Below are 26972 nucleotides of genomic sequence, written 5' to 3'. Positions count from 1 at the left end.
GCGATGGCCAGAATTGGCCGGCCATCGTGTCTCTGCGTTGACCGCCAGCTCGCGCCGCGGCCGCGACCCCGGTCACTGCTGCGCGTCGGCGCCGATGAAGCCGCGCACCTGCGCCTGCAGCCAGGTCGGGTCATCCCACATCAGGAAATGGTACCCGGCCTTGCTCATCTCGATGCGCACGCCTGGCAACTGGCGGTAACCCGCTTCGAACACGCCGCGGGTCGAGGCCTCGGTGGCGCCCATCGGCTGGTAGGCCGCCCACGCGCCCAGCACCAGCGTGGGCACCCGGATGGCCGCCACGTCGCCACGCAGGTCGCGGGTCATCAGTTCGTACATCGCCTGCCCGCTGGTGGCGCGATCGCTGGCCAAGCTCCATGCGGTGAGTGCCTGGATGCCGGCCGGGTCACGGCTCATGCCGCGCAGGTGCATCGGCAGGGCGGCGCGGAAGGCGGCGTCGTCCTGGCCCAGCATCCCCGCACGTGTGGCTTCGGCCACCGGCTTCATCAGTTCCGACGTGGCAACCGGGTTGAAGGCCGCGCTGTAGAACGGCAGCGAATCCACGATCACCAGCCGCTCGAAGGCCTGCGGCTGCTTCACCGCCATGTCCATGGCCAGGAAACCACCAAGGCTGTGCCCCATCGCCACCGGGCGCTCCAGCTTGTGCTCGCGGACGTAGGCCAGCAGGCGATCGCCCATGTCGGAAGTCCATGCACCCGGCCTTGCATCCTTGGCCGCCGGCTGGCCGGCAAAGCCCGGCAGGGTCACGATGTGGCACTGCACGCGGTCGACCTGCAGCGCTTCGCAGGTCTTGCGCCAGGTCTCGCCGGCGCTGTTGAAGCCCGGGATCATCAGCACCGGGCGCCCCTGCCCGATCACTTCGATCTGGATGCCACGGAAGGTGGTGGTCGAGGCGCCGGGCGTGGTGGCGGCAACCGCCTGCAGGGCGCAGGCCATCGCGATGCCACCCACCAGCGCACGCATGGCAGGACGGACGCGGGAGCGGGCGGCGGCGGTCTGGGTGTTGGTCATGTCAGGTTCCTTGCGGTGGGTGTGGCGCCAGATTGGCGGGAGCGGGCACTGCGTGCTGGAAAGAAATGAGCAACGGCCGCAACGGGTGGCGAGCGGCGGCAGCGGCGGAGCAGCGGCGCGCAGGGCGTGTGCGGGCCCCGTGGGCCGGGAAGCAGGCAATTCATTTCATCGCGATAGAGCGATATACTCCCGGCCACTCACACCGGGTGCCCCGCAATGCTGCCGATCAGCTTCGAGTTCTACCCACCCAAGACCGACGAGCAGCATCTGCAGTTCGACCGCACCGTGCGCAAGCTCAAGGCGCATGCGCCGCAGTTCATGTCGGTCACCTTCGGTGCCGGCGGCTCCACCCTCAGCCACACCCCGGAAACGGTGCAGCGCCTGCGCGGCGAACACGGCGTGGACGGCGTGCCGCACCTCACCTGCGTGGGCGGCAGTCGTGAGGAAATCCGCGCCCTGCTCAAGCTCTACCGCGCGCTGGGCTGCACCCGCATCGTCGCCCTGCGCGGCGACCTGCCCTCCGGCATGGCCCGCAGCGGCGACCTGCGCTATGCCAGCGAACTGGTGCGGTTGATCCGGGATGAGCACGGCGACCATTTCCACGTCGAGGTGGCCGCCTACCCGGAAACCCACCCGCAGGCGGACGACGCGCGGATCGGGCTTGCCCATTTCAAGGCAAAGGTCGATGCCGGCGCCAGCGGCGCGATCACCCAGTACTTCTACAACGCCGACGCCTATTTCCGTTTCGTCGACGACGCCCGCGCGCAGGGCATCGACCTGCCCATCGTCCCGGGGATCATGCCGATCGCCAACTTCAGCCAGCTGCGCCGCTTCTCGGAAGCCTGCGGCGCCCAGATCCCGCGCTGGATCGATCAGCGCATGCGCGCCTTCGGCGACGATGCCGGGGCGGTGCGCGAGTTCGCGTCGGACGTGGTGGCCGGATTGTGTCGCCGGCTGGCCGAAGGTGGCGCGCCGGCGCTGCACTTCTACACGCTGAACCTGGCCAAGCCCACCCAGGCCGTGCTGCAGCGACTGTCCTGATCCATCCGCCGCGGCCGTGCTTCCGCGTTGACGCGGCGCCGCGTACCCTGCGCCAGATGCATATTGCCTGCGCGCTGCTGTTGCTGTTGGCCTGGCTCGCGCCCCTGCGCGAGGCCCATGCCCAGGTCAGGCATTGCGTCACCGCCGACGGCACCCGCCTGTACACGGATCGCCGGTGCGCCGACCTCGGCGCGGTTGACGACCTGCGCGACCCGGCGCTGGCCACGCAGCCGGGCAACAGCCGCCGGCCGGTATGCGCGCGCGACGTGCAGGACCTGGCGTGGGCGCTGGAGGAAGCGATCCGCTCCGGTGACGCCAACCGCATTGCCGCGCTTTACGACTGGGCGGGGATGGGTACCGCCAATGCCAACCGGGTGATGAACCGGCTGCAGGCCATCGCCAAGCGGGAGGTGGTGCAGGTGCGGCCGGTGCATGCCGGCGAGCGCTGGGACGACACCGACCCGTGGCTGGCGCCGGCCCCGGTCGGCCCGCCGGTGGGCCTGCGGGTAGAACAGGTCCAGGCCAACGGCCACACGCCTGCGCGCACCAGCTTCGGGCTGCGCCGGCGCATGGGTTGTCTGTGGGTGCGGATGTAGCGGACCCCGGCGGAGCGGGATCCGCTGCCGCGGCTCAGCGCAGCCGCAGCATCCAGCCGTGGCGGTCGGGCGCGCGGCCGTGCTGGATGTCGGTCAGCTCCTGGCGCAGCGCCATGGTGACCTCGCCTGCGGGTGCATGCAGGTCACCCACGGCAAAACCCCTGCCTTTCAGTTCGCCGATCGGCGTGACCACCGCGGCGGTGCCGCAGGCGAACACTTCGGCGATCTCGCCGGAGGCCACGCCGCTCTTCCATTCATCGATGGACACCTTGCGTTCTTCCACGGTCATGCCACGGTCGCGTGCCAGCTGCAGGATGCTGGCGCGGGTGATGCCCTCGAGGATGCTGCCCGACAGCGCCGGCGTGACCATCCGGCCATCGCGGTAGACCAGGAACACGTTCATGCCGCCCAGTTCCTCGATGTACTTGCCCTCGACCGGATCGAGGAACAGCACCTGCGAGCAGCCGTGCGCCTGCGCTTCCTGCTGCGGCAGCAAGGAGGCGGCGTAGTTGCCCCCGCACTTGGCCGCACCGGTGCCGCCCTTGGCCGCGCGCGCATAGTCCTCCGACAGCCAGATCGACACGGGGGCCACGCCCTTGGCGAAGTACGCGCCGGCCGGGCTGGCAATCACGTAGTAGGCCACCGCATGCGCGGGGCGCACGCCGAGGAAGGCTTCGGTGGCGATCATGAAAGGGCGGAAGTACAGGCTGCTTTCCGGCGCCGACGGCACCCAGGCATGGTCGACCGCAACCAGCTGGCGCAGCGACTCGACGAACTCGCCCACCGGCAGCTGCGGCAGCGCCAGCCGTGCGGCGGAGCGCTGCAGGCGCTCGCCATTGGCCTCAGGACGGAAGGTCCAGATCGAGCCGTCGGCATGGCGATAGGCCTTGATGCCTTCGAAGATCTCCTGGCCGTAATGCAGGACTGCCGCCGCCGGGTCCAGCGACAGCGGGCCGTAGGCGTGGACCCGTGCGTCGTGCCAGCCACGCTCCTTGTCCCACTGGATGGCCACCATGTGGTCGGTGAAACGCTTGCCGAAGCCCAGCTCGCCGGCCAGCAGCGCGTTGCGCTGCTCTTCGCCGAGGGCGTGATCGGACAGGCTGACCTGGTAAGCCAGCGGTGCGGCGGAAGCTTGCATGCGGAATCCCTGGAAGGCGAACCCGCATATTATGGGGCCGGACGGCGCGCTCGGCGCTGGCGCGCGCCTCAGCCGAACGCCAGCGTCGCCACCACGCCCTTTTCCTCGCCCGGCCGCACCCGCACGTCCCAGCCGTACAGCGCGCACAGGCGGCGCACGATCGACAGGCCGATGCCGCCGCCCTGCGAGTGCCCGGCGTGGGTGCCGCGATAGCCGCGGGTGAACAGCTTGGCCGCGTCCTCCGCGCTCAGGCCCGGGCCGGAATCGCTGACTTCCACGGCGTGCGCCAGCACCCGCACCACTACCTCGCCGCTGGGCGTGTATTTCACCGCGTTGCCGATCAGGTTGCCCAGCGCCACCGACAGCACCGATTCCGGCACGTCCAGCGGCAGTGACGACGCGCCCTCCAGGCGCAGCTGCACCGGCTTGCCGGCAAGCTGGGCGCGATGGCTTTCCAGCAGCTGCTGCGCCACCCGCGCGGCGTCGCACTGGCCCACCGCGCGCTCGTTGCGCGACAGCAGCAGCAGCGCACTGATCAGGTCCGTGCACTGCAGCTCGGCGCGCTGGATGCGCAGCAGCCGCGTGCGCGTGCGCTCGTCCAGCTCGGGGCGCGCCAGCAGCAGCTCCACGGCGCCGCGGATCACCGCCAGCGGCGTACGCAGCTCGTGGCTGACGTCGGCGTTGAACTCGCGGTCGCGCTGCACCACTTCGGTCAGCCGCGCGGCGTAGTCGTCCAGCGCCTTCGCCAGCTCGCCCACTTCGTCCTCGGGGAAATGCGGGGCCAGCGCCTCCGGATCCGAACTGGTGCCGGAGCGGCGCAACCGTTGCGCCAGGTCGGTGACCGGGCTCATCACCCGCGCCGCCGACCACCAGCCGATCACCAGCGAGAACAGGGTGAAGACGCCGACGCTGATCACCAGGGCGCTGTTGAGCTTCTGCTGGCTCTCGCGTTCCTCGGCGATGTCGTAGGCCAGGAAGAACCAGTAGTCCGGATCCTTGCGCACCGCCACCTTGTAGGTGCGCTGCTCGCCGGTCACCGGATCGCGGACGACGCTGTCGTGCACGCCATTCGGCAGGTCGCGCCACTCGGCGCGCACCTTGTCGCGTTTGCGGGTGCTGACCTGCAGGCCCTGGATCTTCTCGAACGGGATGCCCACCGCGTTGGGGTTGCGATAGAAGCCCTCCGCGAACATGTTGTTGTTCTTTTCCAGCGCCGCGCCCAGCACGTTGCTCTCGACCCGGTTGCGCATGTAGACCGTGGTCGCCGCGATCAGCGTTGACAGGGCGAAGCCGAACAGCGCAAACGACAGGATGATGCGGGTGCGCAGCCGCCGCCGGCCGCGCCGCTGCCGGTTCGGCACCGCGATGTCAGCTGTCGGCATCGGGCGCGGCGATCCTGTAGCCGATGCCGTGGCGGGTCTGGATCATCGGCTTGCCGAACGGCTTGTCCACCGCCGCGCGCAGGCCGTGGATGTGCACCCGCAGCGAGTCCGAATCCGGCAGCTCCTCGCCCCAGACCCGGCTCTCCAGGTCCTGCCGGGTGACCACCGCCGGCGAGGCCTCCATCAGCGCCTGCAGGATCTTCAGCGCGGTGGGATTGAGCTGGATCAGCTTGCCCTCGCGATGCACTTCCAGCGTGTCGAGGTTGTATTCCAGATCGCCCACGTTGAGCACCCGCGCCGGCAGACCGCGGCCGCGCCGCGCGAGCGCGTTCAGGCGCACGTTCACTTCCTGCAGCGCGAACGGCTTGATCAGGTAGTCGTCGGCACCGGAATCGAAGCCGGCCAGCTTGTTGTCCAGCGAATCGCGCGCGGTCAGCATCAGCACCGGGGTCTGCTTGCGCGCGTCGGCGCGCAGCTTGCGGCAGACCTCCAGGCCATCCATGCCGGGCAGGTTGAGGTCCAGCACGATCGCGTCGAACTCGTGCACCACCGCCAGGTGCAGCCCGGTGATGCCGTCGGCGGCGAAATCCACCGTGTGACCGCAGTCCTCAAGGTAGTCGCCCAGGTTGGCGGCGATGTCGGGGTTGTCCTCGATGACCAGAATGCGCATGGGGGTTCCAGTATGGCGGTGTCCACCGGCTGAGACCGGCGCGGCATGCGCCGGTTCCCCGATTCTTGCACAGCACGCCCGCCCGCGCGGGCAAACAAAAGGCCCGGGCGGGGCCGCCCGGGCCGAAGTTCACATGCATGCCCTGCATGCCCGACTGCGGGGGAAGTACAGCCGGACACGGAACGATGTTGGGCGATGCCCTATTAAGAATCCGTCAAATCGGTGTTGCGTGCGCGTTGCGCGGCGGCCCCGCCGGTCGCGACGTGTTCGATGACCGCACCCGCCACGTCCACGCCGGTGACCGTCTCGATCCCCTCCAGTCCCGGCGATGAGTTGACCTCCAGCACCAGCGGACCGCGATCGCTGCGGATCAGGTCCACGCCGGCCACGCCCAGGCCGAGGATTTGCGCGGCGCGCACTGCCGTCTCCGCTTCCGCGCGGGTGGGCCGCACCTTCTTCGCGCTGCCGCCACGGTGCAGGTTGGAGCGGAAATCGCCCTGCGGCGCCTGCCGCCGCATCGCCGCGACCACCCGGTCGCCGACCACGAAGCAGCGCAGGTCGGCGCCCTTGGCCTCGGCGATGAACTCCTGCACCAGGAAATTCGCGTACAGGCCGCGCAGGGTTTCGATGGCCGCGCGCGAGGCCGACGGCTTCTCGGTCAGCATCACCCCCGCGCCCTGGGTGCCTTCGTTGAGCTTGATGACGTGCGGCGCCGGGCCCAGCATCGCCAGCAGGTCGCCGGTGTCGTCCGGATTGTCGCCGAACACCGTCACCGGCAGGCCGATGCCCTCCGCCGCCAGCACCTGGTGGCAGCGCAGCTTGTCGCGCGCGCGCGCGATCGCCGCCGCGCTGTTGGGGCTGTAGCTGCCCATCAGCTCGAACTGGCGCAGCACGGCGCAACCGTAGCGGGTCACCGACGCCCCGACACGCGGCACCACCGCGGCGTAGCCGGCCAATGGCTTGCCCTTGTAACGCATGTCGAAGCCGTCGCTGCTGATCCGCAGGTAGCAGCGCAGCGGGTCGAGCACGCGCACGCTGTGGCCGCGCTCGCGCGCCGCCTCCACCAGCCGCCGGGTGGAATACAGCTTGCCGTTGCGGGAAAGGATGGCGAGTTTCATCGCGGGGGCCCTGCATGCGCTGCTGCCGGCGCTGGCGCGCTGCCAACGGAAAGGGCGACATCCGTGTGGATGCCGCCCTGTGGTTCCATCATCTTGGAGCGGGTGATGGGAATCGAACCCACGTTAGCAGCTTGGGAAGCTGCAGTTCTACCATTGAACTACACCCGCGAGGCCGGCAAGTCTATGCCGGCGGCGGTGCGGGATGCAACGCGGACGCGACGCATCCCGCCCGGCGCGGATCAGAACGTGCCGCCGAAGGTGACGAAGAAGCTGGTGTTGCTGCCACCTTGCTGTTCCACCGTCACGTTGGCGCCGGTGGTCACGTCCATCCCGAACAGCTTGCTGCGCACGCCCATGCCGACGGTGCCGTAGCTGTCGTCGAAGGCCACGCCCGGCACCGCGTACGGCAGCGTCCCCGGCATCGACAGCGACTGCGCCCACGCCTGCGCCGGCGCGTCCTCGAACTCGCGATCCCAGGTCATCCGCACGTACGGCTTGATGTGGTCGTTGAGGGCGAAGCTGGCCTGCCAGCCGGCGCTGCCGATCAGCGAATCGACGTCCTGCGCCATGAAGCCCAGCGCGGTGGACTGGCTGCTGTTCTCGGCGTAGCCATCCACGCTGATACGCTGCGCCAGCACCGCGACCACCGGGCCGTGCTCCAGCGCACCGTGCTTGAACGTCCAGCCCGCGCTGGCGCCGGCGCTGAGGTTGTCACCATCCGGCGAGCCGCTGTGGACGCGGGTGGCCGGGCCGAGGTTGACCTGGCGATCCACCTTGTAGCCCAGCCTGGTCCAGCTCAGCTGGCCGTTGATCCACGCATTGCCGCCGGCCCAGCCCAGGAAACCGCCCACGCTGGCGTCGGTCTGGCGGAAGTCGCCGCGACGGTAGCCGAAGTCGACGTCCTGCCGGCCGTAGCCCGCGAATGCGCCGTACATCAGGTTGCCGCTGCGCCAGCCGATGCCGAACGATCCGGTACCGCCCAGACCGTCGTAGCCGCTGGAATTGACGAAGCGCTGCTGCTGGCCGCGCAGGTCCGCCCACCAGTGCATCCCGTCGCCCTCGGCCGCAGCCATGCCCGACGCCACGCCGTCGACCATCTGCGCGCGCGCGCGACCGGTGGTGGTGGCCGACTGCGGCAGCAGCGAGACCAGGCGCGGACCGTCGATCACGGAGATCGCGAAGTCGGCCAGCGCCTTGTGGGCGGCGGTGGTCGGGTGGACGCCATCGGCGAACAGGTAGCTGTTGGCGCCGCCGGGCACGGTCGAGGGCGGGCTGCAGAACAGCGAGTTGCCGCCCTGCACCGCGGGGGAGCAGGCAGTGCCGGTGACATTGGTCAGGCCGAACTCGGCCGGGTTCGCAACCACTTCCTGCAGGAAGTGGAAGACGTCCAGCGGGATCACGCTCACCCCGGCATTGGCCAGCGAGGTGAACAGTGCGTTGTTGTAGCTCGTGGACAGGCCGCTCGCGAGCGCCTTGCCGGCCGCGCCACCGGCCGCGGCCGAGGGGGTCAGTCCCATGTCCGGCAGCGTGGGCACCAGCACGTACTGAGCGCCGGCGTTTTTCAGCGCACCGATCAGCCCGATCTGGGCACCGACGGCAGGCGCAATGACGCCGCCTGCGGCAGCTTGGCCGGCGGCATCGGCTTGCGTTGCGGTGCCACCACCCATCAGGCTCGCCACATACGCGTTCTGGTAGCTGGTGATAGCTGCGAAGACGTCGTTGGCGCCGCCCCAGACGGTGTAGAGCGCGCCCGGATCGACGGTGTTGCCGGCGCCCAGATAAGCCTGGTATTGCGCTGCGAGCGACGGGGTAAGGCCCAGCCCGCCGACGGTGGTGGTGCCGGTGCGCGCACCGCCCACCGCCCAGTTGTCGCCGCTGCCCGCAGTGGGGCTGGCGGTGGTGTTGCCGGTCCAGGCCGGGGCGGCGTCGCCGCCGTAGTAGCTGGCCAGGTGCTGCGACCAGACGTAGCCGGGGTTGGTGGTGAACTGGCCGATCAGGGCGCCATTGGGGCCCAGCATCTGGGTCAGCAGCGGACGGAAGTAGCCGCCGTCGGTCAGGCTGTCGCCGAAGAAGATCGTGCGGGTGAACGGCGACGGCGGGACCGTCTGGGCCACGGCGGGCATCGCGACCATGGCAAGGGCGGCGGACAGCAGGGTCCGGCGGAACAGGGTTTTCATCGGCATCCTCGATCTGGACAGGGAGTTCGGTATCGACTGGCTTGGCGGCCCGGAGGGCGACATACGCCAGCGAATGGCGGGAGATCGTTTCATGAAATCATAACTACCTCACGCTGCGCTGCGTCACGAAGGGCGACAACGGGCGACAATATGCGCCCGGGCCTGCATGCTTGCGCAGGCTGCGCCAGAGACCGCCGATTTGACCGACCCGTTTTCCAGCAGCGGCGCCAAGGCCCCGCCCAAGCCGTTCACCGCCACCGAAGGCGTGCGCAAGGTCCGCAGCTTCGTGCTTCGCCAGGGCCGCTTCACCGACGCGCAGCAGCGCGCCTTCGACGAGCTGTGGCCCCGCTTCGGCCTGGACTACGCGGGCGCAGCGCGTGATTTCGACGCCGCCTTCGGCCGCAGCGCCAGGCGCATCCTCGAAATCGGCTTCGGCAACGGCGAGGCGCTGCGCTACTCCGCGCGGCGCGACCCGGACCGCGACCACATCGGCATCGAAGTGCACGCGCCGGGCGTGGGCCGCCTGCTCAACGCGCTGGCGGAGGACGATGCGGACAACGTGCGCCTCTACCACCACGATGCGGTGGAAGTGCTGGAGAACGAGATCGCGGACGGCAGCCTCGACGAAGTGCGCATCTACTTCCCGGATCCCTGGCACAAGAAGCGCCACCACAAGCGGCGGCTGGTGAATCCGCAGTTCGCCGCGCTGCTGGTGCGCAAGCTCGCACCCGATGGCCGCTTGCACCTCGCCACCGATTGGCGGGACTATGCGGAGCAGATGTGGGATGTGCTCGACGCCATCGCCGGCCTGGAAAACGCCGCCGGGCTGCGCGGCCACGTGGCGCGCCCCGAGTGGCGGCCGCAGACCCATTTCGAGACGCGCGGGCAGAAGCTGGGGCACGGCGTCTGGGACCTGCTGTACCACCGCCGCTGAGCCGCCGGGCCAACACGTAAGGACACCGACGACGCCTGATGGACACCACCCTCACCCTCACCGGCGACATGCTCTGGGTGCTGGGCCTGGTGGCGTTCACCATGGCGATGTTCCTGTTCGAGCGCATCCGCGCCGACGCCGCCGCGCTGGTGGTGCTGGTGGTCCTGGGGCTGACCGGGCTGGTGGCGCCCGAGGACATCTTCGGCGGCTTTTCCTCGGACGCGGTAATGAATGTCATCGCCACCATGATCCTGGGCGCGGGGCTGGACCGCACCGGCGCGCTCAACCGCCTGGCCAGCTGGCTGCTGCGGCGCGCGCATGGCGTCGAGCAGCGCCTGCTGCTGCTGTCCTCGGCGGTGGCCGGGCTCAACTCGGCCTTCATCCAGAACACCTCCGCCACCGCGCTGTACCTGCCGGTGGCCTCGCGGCTGACCGCGCGCACCGGCATCAGCCTGTCGCGCCTGCTGATGCCGATGTCGGCGGCGATCATCATGGGCGGCAGCCTGACCATGGTCGGCAACTCGCCGCTGATCCTGCTCAACGACCTGCTGGTGTCGGCCAACGCCAACATGCCCTCGGGCGCGGCCTCGCTGCAGCCGCTCAAGATGTTCGCGCCGCTGCCGATCGGGCTCGCGCTGCTGGCCGCGTCGCTGGCGTATTTCCATTTCTTCGGCAACCGCGTGCTGCGCGAGGACGGCGACGATGCGGTCACCCCGGCGCGCACCCAGAGCTATTTCGCCCGTGCCTACGGCATCGACGGAGACATCCACGAGCTCACCGTCACCGCCGACAGCCCGCTGGTGGGCATGAGCGTGGGCGACGCGGAGGCATTGGTGGACATGCCGATGCTGCTGGCCCTGCAGACCGGCAACGAGTCGCGGCTGGCGCCGCCGGCCGACACCCGCATCTGGGTGGGCAGCGTGCTGGGCGTGATGGGCGAGCGCCAGCGCATCGCCGACTTCGCGCAGAAGAACTTCCTGCGCGACTCGGTCCGCCTGCGCGCGTTCGCCGACCTGTTCAACCCCAGCCGCGCCGGCATTTCCGAGGCGGTGGTGCCGCCCACCTCCTCCTTCATCGGCAAGCCGCAGGCGCAGCTGCGGCTGCGCAAGCAGTACGGCCTGAGCCTGCTGGCGATCAACCGCGACAAGCAGGTGCTGCGCGAGGACGTGCGCAACATCCCGATCCGCGCGGGCGACATGCTGGTGCTGCACAGCATCTGGACCGACCTGGCGGAAGCCGCGCGCAGCCGAGACTTCGTGGTGGTGACCGACTACCCGAAGGGCGAACAGCGCCCGCACAAGTTCAAGATCGCCATGGCGATCTTCGCGGTGACGATGCTGCTGGCGCTGTCCACCCGCATCCCCACCTCCATCGCGCTGATGACCGGCGTGGCCGGCATGCTGGTGACCGGCGTGCTGAAGATGGACGAGGCCTACGCCGCGATCAGCTGGAAGACCGTGTTCCTGATGGCCTGCCTAATCCCGCTGGGCTGGGCGATGGACAGCAGCGGCGCCGCCGCCTGGGTGGCCGGGCACAGCATCGAGCGGCTGCCCGACGGCATGCCGCCGTGGCTGATCGAAATCGCGCTGGCGCTGTTCACCACCGCCTTCTCGATGGTCATCAGCCACGTGGGCGCGACCATCGTGCTGGTGCCGCTGGCGATCAACCTGGCGCTGGCGGTCGGCGGCGACCCCACCGCGTTCGCGCTGATCGTGGCGCTGTCGGCCTCGAACAACTTCGTGACCGCATCCAATCCGTCGGTATCGATGATCACCGGACCGGCCGGCTACACCGCGCGCGACATGTGGCGCGCCGGCGGCCCGCTCACCCTGCTCTACACGGTGGTCATCGTGCTGATGGTGAACCTGGTCTTCTGAAGCGGGCGAAGTCCGCCCCTCCGGCGGGGTCAGCCGGCCTCGCCCAGCCGCACTTCGCCATCGGCCACGTGCACCGGCACCGCGCGCAGGCAGTCGCCGCGGCAGGGACCGGCCACGCAATTGCCCTCCGGCAGGGCGAACGCGGCGCCATGCACCGCGCAGACCAGATCGCCGGACTTGCTGCGCAGGAACTTGCCGGGCGCGAAATCGAGACGGCGGCCGGCGTGCGGGCAGACGTTGCGCCAGGCGCGCACGCCGCCCTGCGGGTCGCGATAGAGGATCAGCGATTCCAGTTCGCCATCGACCGGCGCATCGCAGGCCTGCAGGCTATCGGCCGGCAAGCCTTCCAGCGGCGTCAGCACCAGCGCTTCGTTTAACGAACTGCTCACAACTGCCCCGCCGGTTCTGCCGATACTTGGTCGCATTGTGTCATGACGCTGTCGCGTTCAGGATTTCCATCACGATGTCGAGCCTCCACCGCCGCGCTTTCCTGCAGTTCCGCAGCTTCGCCTTCAACGCCCCGCGCCGCCCGCGCCATCCGCTGCTGCGGATTGCGCTGGGGCTGCTGGGCGTCGCCCTGCTGCTGGCCCTGGTGGTGGTGGGCGTCTTCGTCGGCGCGGCGATGCTGGCCGGCGGCATGCTGTGGCGGCTGTGGGTGCAGCGCGGCGGCCGCGCCGGCGTGCGTCGCCGCGAGCCGGCATTCGACGGCAGCTATCGGGTGGTCGGCAAGGCGCAGCTGCCGCTGGCGCACTGATGGACCTGGTCGCCGCCGCGGCGGTGCCGCGGATTCCCGTCATCGACCGCAACGGTGCCGCGCTGGGCACGTTCCCGGTGCGCCGGATCTACTGCGTGGGCCGCAACTTCGCCGACCATGCCCGCGAAATGGGCGCCGTGGCGCCGGCGTCGAAAGCCGAGCGCGGGACGCCGGTGTTCTTCATGAAGCCGGCCGATGCCATCGTCATCGATGGCGCGGTGCCCTACCCGCCCGGCACATCCGACCTGCACCATGAAGTCGAGCTGGTGGTGGCACTGGGCGCCGACGCGCCGGCGGGCGAGCTCGCGGTCGCTGCCGCGTCGTCGCTGGTATTCGGCTACGGCGTCGGTCTGGACCTGACCCGACGCGACCTGCAGGCCGCCGCCAAGGCCAAGGGCCTGCCCTGGGATACCGGCAAGGGCTTCGATCATTCCGCCCCGGTCAGCGCGCTGCTGCCGGCAGGCGAACTAGGCGCACTGGACGCGCTGCCGATCACGCTGGAGATCAACGGCCAGCGGCGCCAGGCCTCCACGCTGGACCAGCTGATCTGGGACGTGCCGGAGATCCTGCACGAACTGTCGAAGCTGTACGCGCTGCGCGCCGGCGACCTGGTGTTCATGGGCACGCCCGCCGGCGTGGCCGCGCTGCAACCGGGCGATCGCTTCGATGCCCGCATTGGCGATGCGCTGCGGCTGCAGGGCCACATCGCGCCTGCGAACGGTTAATCTTCGGCTTCACGCCAGCAGTGGAGGACAGCCGATGGGGATGATGACCGAGTTCCGTGAATTCGCGATGCGCGGCAACGTGATCGACCTCGCCGTGGGCGTGGTGATCGGCGGCGCGTTCGGCAAGATCGTCTCCGCGCTGGTGGACAAGGTGATCATGCCGCCGATCGGGCTGCTGATCGGCGGGGTGGATTTCTCGAGGCTGGCGATCACGCTGAAGGCGGCAACGATGGATGCGGCCGGCAAGGAAGTGCCGGCGGTGGTGCTGGCCTATGGCGAGTTCATCAACGCGGTGATCCAGTTCGTCATCGTCGCCTTCGCCATCTTCATGGTGGTGAAAGCCATCAACCGGCTGCACAAGAAGCCGGAAGAGGCACCGGCCGCGCCCCCCGTGCCGTCGGAAGACATCCTGCTGCTGCGCGAGATCCGCGATTCGCTGAAGAAATAACTTCCGGCGGGGCGTTCCGTTTGCGGAACCCGCAGCGGGGCAATGCCCCGCTCTACGGTCGACAATGAAGAAGGCGGCCGGTGGCCGCCTTCTTCGTCACGCGCATCCAGTCATCACGCCAGCAGCGGATTCGGCCGCTCGGTGTCCAGCTTGTAGAGCTTGATCGCGCGGGTCACGTCCTTGGCGGTGAGCTTGCCTTCGGCGGCCAGCGCGGCGACCGCGGCGTGGGCGACGTGGAAGCGGTCCACCTCGAAGTGGCGGCGCAGGTTCTCGCGGGTGTCGCTGCGGCCGTAGCCGTCGGTGCCGAGCACGCTGTAGCGCATCGGCACGTACTCGCGGATCTGGTTGGCGAAGGTGCGCACGTAGTCGGTGGCGGCGATGGCCGGGCCCTGGCGGCCTTCCAGCAGCTGGGTCACCCAGGCCTTGCGCGGGGCTTTGGCCTCGGGGTGGAAACGGTTCCAGCGCTCCGCGTCGGCACCGTCGCGCGCCAGCTCGGTGAAGCTGGGGCAGGACCAGATGTCGGCCTTGATGCCGAAGTCCTTGTCCAGCAGCTCGGCTGCCGCGATCACCTCGCGCAGGATGGTGCCGCTGCCCAGCAGCTGCACGCGCAGGTCGGTCTTCTTGCCCTTGCCGGCGTCCTGCAGCAGGTACATGCCCTTGATGATCCCCTCCTCGCTGCCCTGCGGCATCTCCGGATGGGTGTAGTTCTCGTTCATCAGGGTGATGTAGAAGTACTCGTCGTGCTGCTCGGCCAGCATCCGCTGCATGCCGTACTGCACCAGGGTCACCACTTCGTAGGCGAAGGTGGGGTCGTAGCTGCGCACGTTCGGGATCAGCGAACTCTGCACGTGCGAATGGCCGTCCTCGTGCTGCAGGCCTTCGCCGTTGAGCGTGGTGCGGCCGGCGGTGCCACCCAGCACGAAGCCGCGCGCGCGCATGTCGCCGGCCTGCCAGGCGAAGTCGCCGACGCGCTGGAAGCCGAACATCGAGTAGTAGATGTAGAACGGCAGCATCTGCAGGTCGCTGCTGCTGTAGGCCGTGGCCAGCGCCATCCAGCTGGCGAACGCGCCGGCTTCGGTGATGCCTTCCTCCAGCACCTGCCCGGCCGCGTCCTCGCGGTAGAACATCAGCTGGTCGGCGTCCACCGGCTTGTATTTCTGGCCCTGCGGCGCATAGATGCCGAGCTGGCGGAACAGGCCTTCCATGCCGAAGGTGCGCGCCTCGTCGGCCACGATCGGCACGCAGCGCGGGCCCACCTGCTTGTCGCGCAGGATGATGTTGAACATCTGCACGAACGCCATGGTGGTGCTGATCTCGCGCTCGCCGGTGGACTTGAGCAGGCGCTCGAAGGTCGCCAGCGGCGGCACTTCCAGCGGCTTGCTGGCCTTCTGCCGGCGCTGCGGCAGGTGCCCGCCGAGGGCGGCGCGGCGCTCGCGCATGTATTCCATTTCCGGCGACTTCTCGTCCGGACGGTAGAACGGCACTTCGCCGTCGCGCAGCAGATCGTCGCTGATCGGCAGCTGGAAGCGGTCGCGGAACGCGCGCACCGCATCGTTGTCCAGCTTCTTGGTCTGGTGGGTGGGATTGAGCGCCTCGCCGGCGCTGCCCATGCCGTAGCCCTTGACCGTCTTGGCCAGGATCACGGTGGGCTGGCCGGTGGTCTTCACCGCCGCGTCGTAGGCCGCGTAGACCTTGTGCGGGTCGTGGCCGCCGCGGTTCAGGCGCCAGATGTCGTCGTCGCTGAGGCTGGACACCATCGCCAGCGTCTCCGGCGACTTGCCGAAGAAATGCTCGCGCGTGTAGGCGCCGCCGAAGGCCTTGCAGTTCTGGTACTCGCCGTCGACGGTCTCCATCATGATCTTGCGCAGGACGCCGTTGGTGTCCTTGGCCAGCAGCGGGTCCCAGTAGCTGCCCCAGATCGTCTTGATGACGTTCCAGCCGGCGCCGCGGAACTGGCCCTCCAGCTCCTGGATGATCTTGCCGTTGCCGCGCACCGGGCCGTCCAGGCGCTGCAGGTTGCAGTTGATGACGAAGACCAGGTTGTCCAGCCCTTCGCGGCCGGCAACGCCAATGGCGCCCAGCGATTCGGGCTCGTCGGTTTCGCCGTCGCCGAGGAAGCACCACACCTTGCGGTCGGTCTTCGGCATCAGCCCGCGCGCTTCCAGGTACTTCCAGCTGCGCGCCTGGTAGATCGCGGCCAGCGGGCCCAGGCCCATGCTGACGGTGGGGGTCTGCCAGAAGTCCGGCATCAGCCACGGGTGCGGATAGCTGGAGATGCCGCGGCCGTCCACTTCCATGCGGAAGCTGTCCAGCTGCGATTCGCTGATCCGGCCTTCCATGAAGGCGCGCGCGTAGATGCCCGGCGAGCTGTGGCCCTGGATGTAGAGCAGGTCGCCCGGATGCTGGTCGGACGGCGCGCGCCAGAAATGGTTGAAGCCGACGTCGTACAGCGTGGCGGAGCTGGCGAAGCTGGCGATGTGCCCGCCCAGCGAACCCGGCTTGCGGTTGGCCCGCACCACCATGGCCATCGCGTTCCAGCGGATCATCGAGCGGATCCGCCATTCCAGGTGCGCGTCGCCCGGCATCCGCGGCTCCAGGTGCGCCGGGATGGTGTTGATGTAGGCGGTGGTGGGCGCGAACGGCAGGTGGGTGCCGGCGCGGCGGGTCAGTTCGACCATGCCCTCCAGCAGCTGGTGGGCGCGCTGCGGGCCGTCATGGTCGATGACCGCCTTCAGCGATTCGATCCACTCGCGGGATTCCTGCGGGTCGGGATCGTTCTGCAGCATTTCGTTGAGCCAGTTCATCGCGCGCGCTCCATCGGCCGGACAGTCGTCGAAAGGCCGAGTCTAGCAAGCGCGGGGCGCCGGGGGATGCTGCAATGCAGCTCAAATCACGTTTTACCCGGATATTTCAAAAATTGTCCTGCCACCAATCGCAACAGCCCCGGCCACGACGCGCCGCCCGGCCTGTCGGCGGGCGCTGCCCCCCCCCCCGCGCCCGCGCCCCGGCGCGGGGCGTCGGGGCAACGGGATCCTGGGGAAAAACGCGCGGCAGGACGCCGCGCGGCGGCTCAGCCGTTGCGGGTACGCAGTTCCGCGCGGATCTGCGCGTCCACCGCGGCGATCGCGGTCATGTTGACCACCCGCCGCGAGGACGACGCCGGGGTCAGGATGTGCGCCGGCTGGTCCAGGCCCATCAGGATCGGCCCGATCGCCACCCCGCCGGTGGCCACCCGGATCAGGTTGTAGGCGATGTTGGCGGCGTCCAGGTTCGGCATCACCAGCAGGTTGGCGCGGCCCTTCAGGGTGGTGTTGGGGAACATGCGCTGGCGCAGCGCCTCGTCCCAGGCGGTGTCGGCCATCATCTCGCCGTCCACCTCCAGCTTCGGCGCGCGCTTGCGGATGATCTCGAACGCCTGCCGCATCTTGCCCGCGCTGCCGTCGAGGTGGCTGCCGTAGTTGGAGTGCGACAGCAGCGCCACCTTCGGCTCGATCCCGAACAGCTTGAGCCGGTAGCTGGCCTGCAGCGTGGCCTCGGCGATCTGCTCGGCGGACGGGTCCAGCTGCACGTGGGTATCGACGAAGAACCACGCGCCCTTGTCGTTGATGACGCCGGTCATCGCCGCGGTACCGGTGACGCCCGGCTCGAAGTCGAAGATGCTGCGCAGGTAGCCCAGCTTCTTGTGGTAGCGGCCGACCAGACCGCAGATCAACGCGTCGGCCTCGCCGCGTTCGACCATCAGCGTGGCGATCAGGGTGGGCCGCGAGCGCAGCAGGTTCTTGGCCGCGTCCGGGGTCACCCCGCGACGCTCGGTCAGCGCGTGGTACTGGCGCCAGTAGTCCTCGAAGCGCGGGTCGTCGTTGATGTTGGTGAGTTCGAAATCGACCCCGGCGCGCATGCGCAGGCCCAGCTTCTCGATCCGGGCCTCGATCACCTCCGGCCGGCCGATCAGGATCGGGAAGGCCAGGCCTTCGTCGATCACCGTCTGCACCGCCTGCAGCACCTTGAACTCCTCGCCCTCGGCATACACCACCCGCCGACGGTCGGCGCGGGCGCGCTCGTACACCGGCTTCATCATCAGGCTGGTGCGGTGGATGAACTGGCCCAGCTTCTCGCGGTAGGCCTCGAGATCGGCCAACGGCCGCTCGGCCACGCCGGAGTCCATCGCCGCCTGCGCCACCGCCGGCGCCAGCTGGGTCAGCAGGCGCGGGTCGAACGGGCGCGGGATCAGGTAGTCGCGGCCGAAGGTCGGCACCTCGCCACCGTAGGCCGCGCCGAGGTCGGAGGCTTCCTTGCGCGCCAGCGCGGCGATCGCCCGCACGCAGGCCAGCTTCATCGCCTCGTTGATCTGGGTGGCGCCCACGTCCAGCGCGCCGCGGAAGATGTACGGGAAGCAGACCGCGTTGTTGACCTGGTTGGGGAAGTCGGAGCGGCCGGTGGCGATGATCGCATCCGGGCGCACCGCCTTGGCGTCGTCCGGCAGGATCTCAGGGTACGGGTTGGCCAGCGCGAGGATGACCGGGTTGGCGGCCATCGTCGCCACCATCTCCGGCTTCAGGATGCCGCCCGCGGACAGGCCGAGGAACACGTCGGCGCCGTCCACGATCTCCGCCAGCGTGCGCTTGGGCGTGTCGCGGGCGTAGCGGGCCTTGTCGGGATCCAGGTTGGGGCGGCCGGTATGGATCACGCCATCGCGGTCGAAGGCCAGGATGTTCTCCGGCTTCACGCCCAGCGCCACCAGCATGTCCAGGCAGGCGATACCGGCGGCGCCGGCGCCGGTGGTGGCCAGCTTCACCTCGGCGATGTCCTTGCCGGCCACCGCCAGCGCGTTCAGCACCGCGGCGCCGACGATGATCGCGGTGCCGTGCTGGTCGTCGTGGAACACCGGGATCTTCATCCGCTCGCGCAGCTTGCGCTCCACGATGAAGCATTCCGGCGCCTTGATGTCCTCGAGGTTGATGCCGCCGAAGGTGGGCTCCAGGCTGGCGATGATGTCGACCAGCTTGTCGGGGTCGCGTTCGTCGACTTCGAGGTCGAACACGTCGATGCCGGCGAACTTCTGGAACAGCACGCCCTTGCCTTCCATGACCGGCTTGCCGGCCAGCGGGCCGATGTCGCCCAGGCCCAGCACCGCGGTGCCGTTGGAGATCACCGCCACCAGGTTGCCGCGCGCGGTGTACTCGCTGGCCTTGGTGGGATCGGCGGCGATCTCCTCGCAGGCATAGGCCACGCCCGGCGAGTAGGCCAGCGCCAGGTCGCGCTGGGTCACCATCGGCTTGGTCGCGGTGACCCGGATCTTGCCCTTCGGTTCCTGCCGGTGATAGTCGAGAGCGGCCTGTTTCAGATCGTCGCTGGCGGGGGTGTCGGACATCGAAGCGCATTCCATGGTGCGGATGGGGGATGATAACGGCTTCATGCCGGCCGGTTCCGCCACCGGCGCCGCCGGAGACTCCACAACATGCTGCAACTCGATGCCGTGCAGACGCTGGCGCTGGCCGGCCTGGCCCTGTTCCTGGGCTACGGGCTGTGCCGGGTGGTGCCGGTGCTGGGCCGCTACAACCTGCCGCCGCCGGTGATCGGGGGGCTGGTGTTCGCACTGGCCGCCTGGGCCGCGCACGCCCGCGGCGCGACCTTGTTCGCGCTCGACACCGGCCTGCAGAGCCCGCTGATGATCGCGTTCTTCACCACCATCGGCTTCAACGCCAGCGTCTGGCTGCTGCGGATCAGCGGCCGCCAGGTGATGCTGTTCCTGCTGCTGGCCAGCGTGTTCGCGGTGGCGCAGAACCTGCTGGGCATGGCGGTGGCGACCGGCTTCGGCCTGCATCCGCTGTTCGGCGTGCTGGCCGGCTCCACCACCCTGACCGGCGGCCCGGCGACCGGGCTGGCGTTCGCGCCGCTGTTCGAACGCGCCGGCGTGGCAGGCGCCGAGTCCATCGCGGTCGCCTCCGCGATGGCCGGCATCGTCTGCGGCGGCCTGCTGGGCGGGCCGGTGGCGACGCTGCTGATCCGCCGCTTCGGACTGACCTCGATCCGCCCCGACGATCACCGGGCGCCGGCCGACTCGCCGGTACTGCCCGCTTCCAGCGAGGCGGAGCGGGAATACAGCGCGCTCAAGAGCATCGTGGTGATCCTGGTGGCGATGTGGCTGGGCGCGTGGGTCAGCAAGGCGATCTCCGCCACCGGCATCACCCTGCCGGCGTATGTCGGCGCGATGCTGGTCGGCGCGGTGGTGCGCAACCTCGACGACCGTACCCACCTGATCGGCCTGTCGGTGCCGACCACCGAGCTGATCGGCAACGTCTGCCTGTCGCTGTTCCTGGCGGTGGCGCTGATGAATCTGAAGCTGTGGGAGCTGGCCGGGTTGGCGCTGCCGCTGCTGGTCAACCTGGGCCTGCAGGCGGCGCTGGTGGCGGCGTTCTGCGCGCTGGTGTTCCGCGCGATGGGCCGCGACTACGACGCCGCGGTGATGGGCGGCGGCTTCATCGGCTTCATGCTGGGCACCACCGCCAACGCGATGGCGGTGATGCGCACGCTGGTGGAGCGTTACGGCGCCGCGCCGCGCGCGTTCCTGGTGGCGCCGCTGGTGGGCGCGTTCTTCATCGACTTCACCAACGCGCTGATCATCACCGGCTTCATCAACCTGTGGCCGCATTGATGCACGCGGGCAACGATGCCGACGTGGCCGTGGTCGGCGCCGGCGTGGTCGGCCTGGCCACCGCCTGGGCGCTGGCCCGCCGCGGGTTGCGGGTGCTGTTGCTCGACCGCGCGGACGGCCCCGCGCTGGGTGCCTCGTTCGCCAATGGCGCCCAGCTCAGTTACGCCTACACCGACGCGATGGCCGGCCCGGCGCTGTGGAAGCAGCTGCCCGGCATGCTCGCCGGTGGCGACGCCGCCTTCCGCGTGCGCGCCTCGCTGGACCCGCACTTCTGGGCCTGGGGCCTGGCCTTCCTGCGCAATGCCACCGGCGCGCGCCTGCAGCGCAACACACTGGCGACGCTGGCGCTGGCGCTGGAATCGAAGGCGGCAATGGACGCGCTGCTGGCGCGCCACCCGATCGACTTCCAGCACCGCGTGGCCGGCAAGCTGCACGTCTACTACGACGCCACCGCGCTGCCCAAGGCGCGGGCGATGATCGACGTCAAGCGGCCGTTCGGCGTGCGCCAGCAGCTGCTCTCGCCGGCGCAGGCGATTGCTGCCGAACCCGCGCTGGCCGGCGCACGCGGGATGGCCGGCGCGGTGTATTCCCCGGACGAGGAAGCGGGCGATCCCTGGCGGTTCTGCACCGGCCTGCTGCAGATCCTGCAGGCGCAGTACGACGTGCAGTCGCGCTTCGGCTTCGACCTGCAGCGCGCGCGGCGCGACGGCGCGCACTGGCGCCTGCACGCCAGCAGCGGCGACAGCGTGCGGGTCGAGAAGATCGCGCTCTGCGCCGGCATCGACAGCCACGCGCTGCTGCGAACGCTGGGCCTGGCCTCGCCGCTGATGGCGATCAAGGGCTACTCGTTCACCGCCCCCTGCGGCGCCCAGGCACCGATGGCCAGCATCACCGACACCGCGCGCAAGCTGGTGTTCTGCCGGCTGGGCGAGCGCATCCGGGTGGCGGGACTGGCGGACCTCAACCATTGGGACCCCACTCCCGATCCGGCGCGGATGGAACAACTGGTCGCAATGGCCCGAGCCTCGCTGCCGGAGGCCGCCGACTACGGCCGCATCGAACACCGCTGGGCCGGGCTGCGCCCGGCCACTCCCACGTCCAGCGCAGTCATCCGCGAGGCGCGCGACGGCCTGGTGCTGAACATCGGCCACGGCATGCTGGGCTGGACGCTGGCGATGGGCAGCGGCGAGCGCGCCGCGCAACTGCTGGCAGGGGCATGAAGCAATCGCGGCCCCGTTTTTCACCTACTTGGCCCTGGGTGGTGCTGGCAGCGCTGCTGCTGCAATGGCCGCTGGTTCTGAATCCCGGCTATTTCAGCCACTACGAGCTGCAATGGGCAGCCTTCGCCAACGGCGACCTGCTTGCGCCGTGGCGCGACGTGTCCGCTTTCCAGTACCGTCCACTGACTTTCTCGCTGTGGATGCTGCTGTCGCGGCAGCTGTTCGATGTTCCGATGGCCTTTCATGCCCTGCTGGTCACCTGGGGATCCATGAATGCGGGGCTTCTGTTCTCCGTGACGCGCCGCTTTGGCCTGGCGGCCTGGCCAGCCGCGGGCGGCGCGCTGATCTTCGCTGCCGGACCCTTCGCTGCGCTCGTACACGGATGGGTGGGCTGCATTGCCGACCTCCTTTGCTTGTCCTGTGTCCTTTGCATAATCCGGATCGTGCAGCAGCCCTCCAGACCAGTCTTGGCAGCGCTTGCCGCCGCAGCCTTGACCTCGGTGGCACTGCTGGCCAAGGAGGCCGCCCTCGCCATCCCGCCCTTGCTGCTGGTCGCATCGATCTTCGATGCGCGGCGCGCGCGCTGGCTCGCGGCCGCAGCCGGTGCGGGCGCCGTTGCCGCGATCTGGCTGACACTGCGCCTCGACCTTTTGCTGGAAGCACCGCGCGAAGGCGGCCAGTACGTGCTGCAGGCGTCCAACCTGCCGCTGCGCTGGCTGGAATACCAGCTGTTTGCGCCGCTGGTGCCGGTGCAGGAAACCTTCCTCACCCTGCGTCGCCCGACACCGGCGCTGGTCGCCGGTCTGCTCTGGCTGTGGCTGGTGGTCGCGCTGCTGCGCACGGACCGGCGTCTGGCGCTGCTGTTCCTGCTGGGCGGCGCGGCCGCGCTGCTGCCGGTGCTGCCGCTGTCCGGCAGCTGGAACCACTACGGTTACGGTTTCGCCGCAGTCACGGCGATGACGGTAGCCGCGGCTTGGCCGCTGGCGCACCGCGTAGACCGCGTCGCCATCGCTTTGTTCGCGGGCATGACGCTGCTGCATGGCCTGGCGGTCATGCAGGGCATCCGCACGGTGGGCGAGGTGCAATCGCGGTTCTCGCCGGCATTGGCCACCGCCGTACGCCTCCACGAGGGCTCCACGCCGCTGCTGCTGCACCCGGATCCGGATGCGAACGTGTGGATTTTCCACCGGCTGACCCACGACATCCCGCGCTACGACGGCGTACCGATCGGTGAACGCGTGCAGCTGGTGGAGGGCAATGCACCCGCGGACTATCGCATCCTGGCGGACGGGCGTCTGGTGCGCCTGCGCTAGAGATCGGCCACGCTTTCCGCCGAGACCACCTGTTCCAGCCGGATGCGGTTGGCGAACAGCGAGAACGCCAGCGTCCCGGCCAGTCCGTTGGCGCGCGCCACCCACGGCGGCAGCCAGCGCGGCTCACGCAGGTCGCCGCTCTCGAACAGCGGCTCGAAGCGCTGCACGTCGGCCAGGGTCATCTTGCCGGCGAACAGCAGCCGGCACAGCCGCAGCTTGCGGTGCTTGAGCGCCCAGCGGAAGAAGGTATGCACGCCCAGCAGGCCGCGCAGGTACACGGTGTCCTTGGTGAATGCCGCGCCGCCAGTGGTCGGCACGCCGCGGAACACGCGCTGCGCGGAGGTGAAGCTCTCCACCTCGCTCTGGCCTGACTCGAGGAAGTAGCGGAACACCTGCAGGAAATCCGCGCCACCCAGCGCCATCGCCACCGCCTCGATGCGCAGGCTGACCCGCTTCATCCGTTCGATGTCGATGCTGCCGGTGATCTGCTCGGCGAACACCGCCAGCCCTTCCTGCGTCGCGGTGACCCGCGGCGATGACAGCGCCAGGCTGGGCAGGCTCTCCTGCTGGCGGCCGTTGAGCGCGGTCAGCGAGTGCACGAAGGCCTCGTGCTGCAGCAGCTGCTGCAGATCGTAGTCGGAGAACGCCGCGCCCGAACGCAGGCGGATGCGGGTGGCGCCGGCGGCGGCCTTGGCGATCAGGTCGGGATCGAGCACCACGTCGATCAGCCGGCCGTCGAAGAAATCGTCCAGCTCGGACTGCAGCCGCAGCGCCAGCGCCGTGGCGGAAATCTCCACCTGTTCCGCGGGCGCGATCAGCTCGCGGTCGAAGTTGTCCGCCACGCGCAGGAAGTGGTTGGCCGCCTCGCGGGTGGTGATACCGCCGGGCAGGGCCTGGTCGGGCGTGCCGAACAGCGCGATGGACAGGTCGGTCACCTGCGCGCTGCCGAGGTGTTCCAGCAGCTCGGCGGCCAGCACCCAGCCCTGCGCGGATTCGACCAGGTACTGGCCAAGCGGATGGGTGGGATCGGCGGCGGCGGCAACCGCGGCCAGCTCGCGGCGCGCCTCGGAGAAATCGTGCTTCGGATACTGGTAATCCGGCAGCCGCGGATTGCCCCGCGCCCAGCCCGCGAGGAAGGCCTGCTGTTCGCTGGCCGGCCAGCTGGCCAGGCTGAGCAGGCGGATCGGCCTGGCTGCGCGCGCCATCCGCGCATCGAGCGCGGCGTGGTGGGAGATGGCGTCAGTGCCGGCCATGTCTCTCGTCGAATTTCTTGTATTGCGCCTTGGTCTTGCCCAGCACCTTGGCGTCCGCCTTCTGCGCCAGCCGGGTGGCGAGGCGGTTGGCCGCACCCGCCACTTCGTCCGACAGCTTGAGGAAATTGGCGACGCGCTGGCCATCCAGCGCGCCGCTTTCCACCGCCGCGCGCACCGCACAGCCGGGCTCCTTAGCATGCTTGCAGTCACGGAAGCGGCACTGCTCCGCCAGCGCCTCGACGTCGGCGAAGCTTTCCGCGACATCCTCCTCGCCGGTGGGCTTGAGTTCGCGCATGCCGGGGGTGTCGATCAGGCAGGCGCCGCCTGGCAGCGCCAGCAGCGCGCGGTGGGTGGTGGTGTGGCGGCCGCGGGCGTCGCTGTCGCGGACCGCGCCGGTCTTCATCTTCTCGATGCCGAGCAGGGTGTTGGTCAGGGTCGACTTGCCCGCGCCCGAACTGCCCACCAGCACCACGCTGCAACCCGCGCCCAGCCACGGCGCCAGGGCGGCCGCAGCGGCCGGGTCTTTCGCGTTCAGCGCCAGCAGCGGCACGTCCAGCGCGCGCAGCGCGCGCAGCGCGGCCTCGACGTCGGCGTCGTCCCGGTCGGACTTCGTGAGCACCACCACCGGCTGCACGCCGCTGCCGGCCACCAGCAGCAGGTAGCGTTCGATCCGGCGCGGGTTGAAGTCGGCATCCAGCCCGCATACCACGAACGCGGTGTCGATGTTGGCGGCGATCACCTGCTGGCGGTAATGCTCGCCGGCGGCGCCGCGCTTGATCGCGGAAAGACGTGGCAGCAGGGCGACGATCCGCAGCGACTTCGGCGCCTCGCCTTCCACCAGCACCCAGTCGCCCACCGCGGGGCGCGCCTCGGGGCTGATCTCGCCCTTGCGGTAGCTGCCGGCGCGCTGCCATTCCGGCAGCGACTCGGCCGGGTCGGCCTGGTCGATGGCCTCGGCCACGCGGTAGCCGCTGCGGTGCTGCTCGACGATCCGCGCCGGCCGCGCCGCCGGGTGCGCCGCGAGCAACGCCGCCCAGCCCGGTTCCATCGCCTGCGGCGTCCAGCGCCAGCCGATCGCGGAAAGCGCGGGGAGCGCGGAAGGCGGGGTCATGCGGGGCGGCGTTCTCTCATCGGGGGGATGATAGCCCCGCCAATGGCGACCATGCAGCGGCGTGCGCTGCCGGGGCAGGCTTGGAGCAGCGAACGCCCAGTACCCGGCGACTGGCACCTGGCCGCACCGTGCAGCCGCCCTGGAGCCGCGCATCGAAGCCGGAAGCGGAGCCTGAGCGGCGAAGCCGGACCCGGCGGCGCAATGCCGCGGTGCAGCCCCGTTTTCCGATAGGCTGTTCCTCCCCTCCCACGCATGCACGTCGATGTCGTCCTTCAACCCCCGCAACAGGATCGCCACCCGCACCCGCCTCACCGAAGTCCGCTACGAAATCCGGGGCGAACTGGCGCGGCGAGCGCGGGAGCTGGAGGGACAAGGCCGCAAGCTGATCAAGCTCAACATCGGCAACCCCGGCGCCTTCGGCTTCCGGGCGCCGGAACACCTGCAGGACGCCATCGCCGGGCGCATCGCGCGCACCGACCCGTACACCCACCAGCAGGGACTGCCGGAGGCGCGCGAGGCGATCGCGGAATTCCATCGCCTGCGCGGCACGCCCAATGCCTCGCCGGAGCGGGTGTTCATCGGCAACGGCGTGTCGGAATTGATCGACATCTCCCTGCGGGCGCTGCTCAACCCCGGCGAGGAAGTGCTGGTGCCCTCGCCCGACTACCCGCTGTGGAGCGCGGCCACCATCCTCAACGACGGTCGCCCGGTCTACTACAAGTGCGACCGCGAGAACGGCTTCCTGCCCGATCCCGAGCAGATCGAATCGCTGGTGTCCTCGCGCACCCGCGCCATCGTGCTGATCAACCCCAACAACCCCACCGGCGCCAACTATCCGCGCGCGCTGCTGGAGCAGATCGTCGAGATCGCCCGCCGCTACCGCCTGCTGCTGCTGGTGGACGAGATCTACGACGGCATCCTCTACGACGACGCGGTGTTCCAGCCGGTCGCGCCGCTGGCCGGCGACCTGCCGTGCATGAGCTTCGGCGGGCTGTCGAAGGTTCACCGCGCCTGCGGCTGGCGGGTGGGCTGGGCGGTGCTGTCCGGCGACCCGCTGGCCTGCGGCGACTTCCACCACGCCCTGGACCTGCTCGGCGCGCTGCGCCTGTGCGCCAACGTGCCGGGCCAGTTCGCCATCGATCAGGCCTTGCACGGCATCGACACCATCGGCGAACTGGTGCGCCCCGGCGGCCGCCTGTTCGAGACCCGCCGCGCGCTGATCGACAGCTGCGCCGCCAGCGAACACCTGTCGCTGGTGCCGCCGGCCGGTGCCCTGTACGGCTTCCCGCGCATCATCGGTCCGGCCGCGCAGGGCCTGGACGACCACGACTTCGCGCTGGAAGTGCTGGAGCAGGAGGACGTGCTGATCGTCCCCGGCACCAGCTTCAACGTGCCCTACCGCGACCACTTCCGCGTCACCCTGCTGCCGGAGGCACCGGTGCTGCGCGAGGTGTTCAGCCGCATCGACCGCGTCCTGACCCGCCGCGCCGAGCGCGCGCAGCGGCAGAGCGCAGTGGCCTGAAGCGCGAAA

The 26972-nt window shown here is 69.7% G+C and carries 22 protein-coding genes and 1 tRNA gene; 11 read left to right on the top strand and 12 right to left on the bottom strand.

Translation table 11 applies throughout. From position 1 onward, the window contains the following. Positions 1-72: 72 nt before the first annotated feature. Complete coding sequence (locus tag SPK54_RS07860; RefSeq protein WP_330947366.1) at positions 73-1029, bottom strand: alpha/beta fold hydrolase; 957 nt, start codon at positions 1027-1029, stop codon at positions 73-75. A 216-nt stretch (positions 1030-1245) separates the two neighbouring features. Here SPK54_RS07860 and metF point away from each other — a divergent pair, with 216 nt between their 5' ends. Together metF and SPK54_RS07850 are read left to right on the top strand one after the other, a co-directional pair. Beyond that, the gene (gene metF / locus SPK54_RS07855) at positions 1246-2070 is read left to right on the top strand and encodes a methylenetetrahydrofolate reductase [NAD(P)H] (RefSeq protein ID WP_330947365.1); all 825 of its coding nucleotides are present in this window, start codon (positions 1246-1248) and stop codon (positions 2068-2070) included. 56 nt (positions 2071-2126) lie between these two features. After that, the gene (locus tag SPK54_RS07850; RefSeq protein ID WP_330947364.1) at positions 2127-2666 is read left to right on the top strand and encodes a hypothetical protein; all 540 of its coding nucleotides are present in this window, start codon (positions 2127-2129) and stop codon (positions 2664-2666) included. 34 nt (positions 2667-2700) lie between these two features. Here the strand turns inward: SPK54_RS07850 and SPK54_RS07845 are convergent, their stop codons facing one another. The 6 genes from SPK54_RS07845 to SPK54_RS07820 all read right to left on the bottom strand — a co-directional run bounded on the left by SPK54_RS07845 (position 2701) and on the right by SPK54_RS07820 (position 9151). Beyond that, a complete protein-coding gene (locus SPK54_RS07845; protein WP_330947363.1) occupies positions 2701-3804 on the bottom strand; it encodes a branched-chain amino acid aminotransferase in 1104 nt (367 codons plus the stop codon). A gap of 68 nt (positions 3805-3872) precedes the next feature. Then, complete coding sequence (locus SPK54_RS07840; RefSeq protein ID WP_330947362.1) at positions 3873-5186, bottom strand: HAMP domain-containing sensor histidine kinase; 1314 nt, start codon at positions 5184-5186, stop codon at positions 3873-3875. Beyond that, a complete protein-coding gene (locus SPK54_RS07835; RefSeq protein ID WP_330947361.1) occupies positions 5173-5856 on the bottom strand; it encodes a response regulator transcription factor in 684 nt (227 codons plus the stop codon). The genes SPK54_RS07840 and SPK54_RS07835 overlap by 14 nt, the downstream gene beginning before the upstream one ends. Positions 5857-6059: 203 nt before the next feature. Beyond that, a complete protein-coding gene (gene rimK / locus SPK54_RS07830) occupies positions 6060-6974 on the bottom strand; it encodes a 30S ribosomal protein S6--L-glutamate ligase (RefSeq protein WP_330947360.1) in 915 nt (304 codons plus the stop codon). A gap of 94 nt (positions 6975-7068) precedes the next feature. Continuing rightward, positions 7069-7142: transfer RNA gene (locus tag SPK54_RS07825), tRNA-Gly, on the bottom strand. A gap of 71 nt (positions 7143-7213) precedes the next feature. Next, the gene (locus SPK54_RS07820; RefSeq protein WP_330947359.1) at positions 7214-9151 is read right to left on the bottom strand and encodes an autotransporter domain-containing protein; all 1938 of its coding nucleotides are present in this window, start codon (positions 9149-9151) and stop codon (positions 7214-7216) included. A gap of 199 nt (positions 9152-9350) precedes the next feature. Here SPK54_RS07820 and trmB point away from each other — a divergent pair, with 199 nt between their 5' ends. Then, positions 9351-10085: a tRNA (guanosine(46)-N7)-methyltransferase TrmB gene (gene trmB, locus SPK54_RS07815; protein WP_330947358.1), complete on the top strand. Its 735-nt coding sequence runs from the start codon at positions 9351-9353 to the stop codon at positions 10083-10085. A 38-nt stretch (positions 10086-10123) separates the two neighbouring features. Further along, positions 10124-11962 carry an SLC13 family permease gene (locus SPK54_RS07810; RefSeq protein WP_330947357.1) on the top strand — a complete coding sequence of 613 codons (1839 nt, stop codon included), beginning with the start codon at positions 10124-10126 and terminating at the stop codon, positions 11960-11962. A gap of 29 nt (positions 11963-11991) precedes the next feature. On the opposite strand, the gene SPK54_RS07805 is transcribed toward SPK54_RS07810, so the two are convergent. After that, positions 11992-12327 carry a Rieske 2Fe-2S domain-containing protein gene (locus tag SPK54_RS07805; protein ID WP_330947391.1) on the bottom strand — a complete coding sequence of 112 codons (336 nt, stop codon included), beginning with the start codon at positions 12325-12327 and terminating at the stop codon, positions 11992-11994. A 98-nt stretch (positions 12328-12425) separates the two neighbouring features. On the opposite strand from SPK54_RS07805, the gene SPK54_RS07800 reads away from it, so the two are divergent. Genes SPK54_RS07800 through mscL form a run of 3 tightly spaced genes read left to right on the top strand, consistent with a single transcriptional unit; the run spans position 12426 to position 13889 of the window. After that, positions 12426-12716: a hypothetical protein gene (locus tag SPK54_RS07800; RefSeq protein WP_330947356.1), complete on the top strand. Its 291-nt coding sequence runs from the start codon at positions 12426-12428 to the stop codon at positions 12714-12716. After that, on the top strand, positions 12716-13441 hold the full coding sequence (locus tag SPK54_RS07795) for a fumarylacetoacetate hydrolase family protein (protein WP_330947355.1): 726 nt from the start codon (positions 12716-12718) through the stop codon (positions 13439-13441). Before SPK54_RS07800 ends, SPK54_RS07795 begins: the two co-directional genes overlap by 1 nt. A 34-nt stretch (positions 13442-13475) precedes the next feature. Beyond that, on the top strand, positions 13476-13889 hold the full coding sequence (gene mscL, locus SPK54_RS07790) for a large-conductance mechanosensitive channel protein MscL (protein WP_330947354.1): 414 nt from the start codon (positions 13476-13478) through the stop codon (positions 13887-13889). Positions 13890-14002: 113 nt separating this feature from the next. On the opposite strand, the gene aceE is transcribed toward mscL, so the two are convergent. Together aceE and SPK54_RS07780 are read right to left on the bottom strand one after the other, a co-directional pair. Further along, positions 14003-16693: a pyruvate dehydrogenase (acetyl-transferring), homodimeric type gene (gene aceE, locus SPK54_RS07785; protein ID WP_330947353.1), complete on the bottom strand. Its 2691-nt coding sequence runs from the start codon at positions 16691-16693 to the stop codon at positions 14003-14005. Positions 16694-16959: 266 nt separating this feature from the next. Next, entirely contained in the window at positions 16960-19260 is a 2301-nt protein-coding gene (locus tag SPK54_RS07780; RefSeq protein WP_330947352.1) for an NADP-dependent malic enzyme, read from the bottom strand. A gap of 87 nt (positions 19261-19347) precedes the next feature. Here SPK54_RS07780 and gltS point away from each other — a divergent pair, with 87 nt between their 5' ends. The 3 genes from gltS to SPK54_RS07765 are packed head-to-tail and all read left to right on the top strand — an operon-like array spanning position 19348 to position 23077. Then, positions 19348-20544 (top strand): sodium/glutamate symporter, encoded by a 1197-nt coding sequence (gltS, locus tag SPK54_RS07775; protein ID WP_330947351.1) that lies wholly within the window; start codon positions 19348-19350, stop codon positions 20542-20544. Next, on the top strand, positions 20544-21764 hold the full coding sequence (locus tag SPK54_RS07770) for an FAD-dependent oxidoreductase (RefSeq protein WP_330947350.1): 1221 nt from the start codon (positions 20544-20546) through the stop codon (positions 21762-21764). The genes gltS and SPK54_RS07770 overlap by 1 nt, the downstream gene beginning before the upstream one ends. Positions 21765-21805: 41 nt before the next feature. After that, positions 21806-23077, top strand: a complete 1272-nt coding sequence (locus tag SPK54_RS07765) for a hypothetical protein (protein WP_330947349.1) — start codon at positions 21806-21808, stop codon at positions 23075-23077. Here the strand turns inward: SPK54_RS07765 and SPK54_RS07760 are convergent. Next, the gene (locus SPK54_RS07760; RefSeq protein ID WP_330947348.1) at positions 23074-24330 is read right to left on the bottom strand and encodes a flavohemoglobin expression-modulating QEGLA motif protein; all 1257 of its coding nucleotides are present in this window, start codon (positions 24328-24330) and stop codon (positions 23074-23076) included. The genes SPK54_RS07765 and SPK54_RS07760 overlap by 4 nt on opposite strands. Then, positions 24317-25441, bottom strand: a complete 1125-nt coding sequence (gene rsgA, locus SPK54_RS07755; RefSeq protein ID WP_330947347.1) for a ribosome small subunit-dependent GTPase A — start codon at positions 25439-25441, stop codon at positions 24317-24319. Before rsgA ends, SPK54_RS07760 begins: the two co-directional genes overlap by 14 nt. A 262-nt stretch (positions 25442-25703) precedes the next feature. Here rsgA and SPK54_RS07750 point away from each other — a divergent pair, with 262 nt between their 5' ends. Next, a complete protein-coding gene (locus SPK54_RS07750) occupies positions 25704-26963 on the top strand; it encodes an aminotransferase class I/II-fold pyridoxal phosphate-dependent enzyme (protein WP_330947346.1) in 1260 nt (419 codons plus the stop codon). Positions 26964-26972: the final 9 nt, after the last annotated feature.

This window comes from Thermomonas sp. LB-4 (assembly GCF_036409385.1).
In the GTDB taxonomy this organism is placed as follows: Bacteria; Pseudomonadota; Gammaproteobacteria; order Xanthomonadales; family Xanthomonadaceae; genus Thermomonas.
The sequence above is the reverse complement of the archived record's forward strand: the minus strand, read 5'-3'. Positions and strand labels throughout refer to the sequence as shown.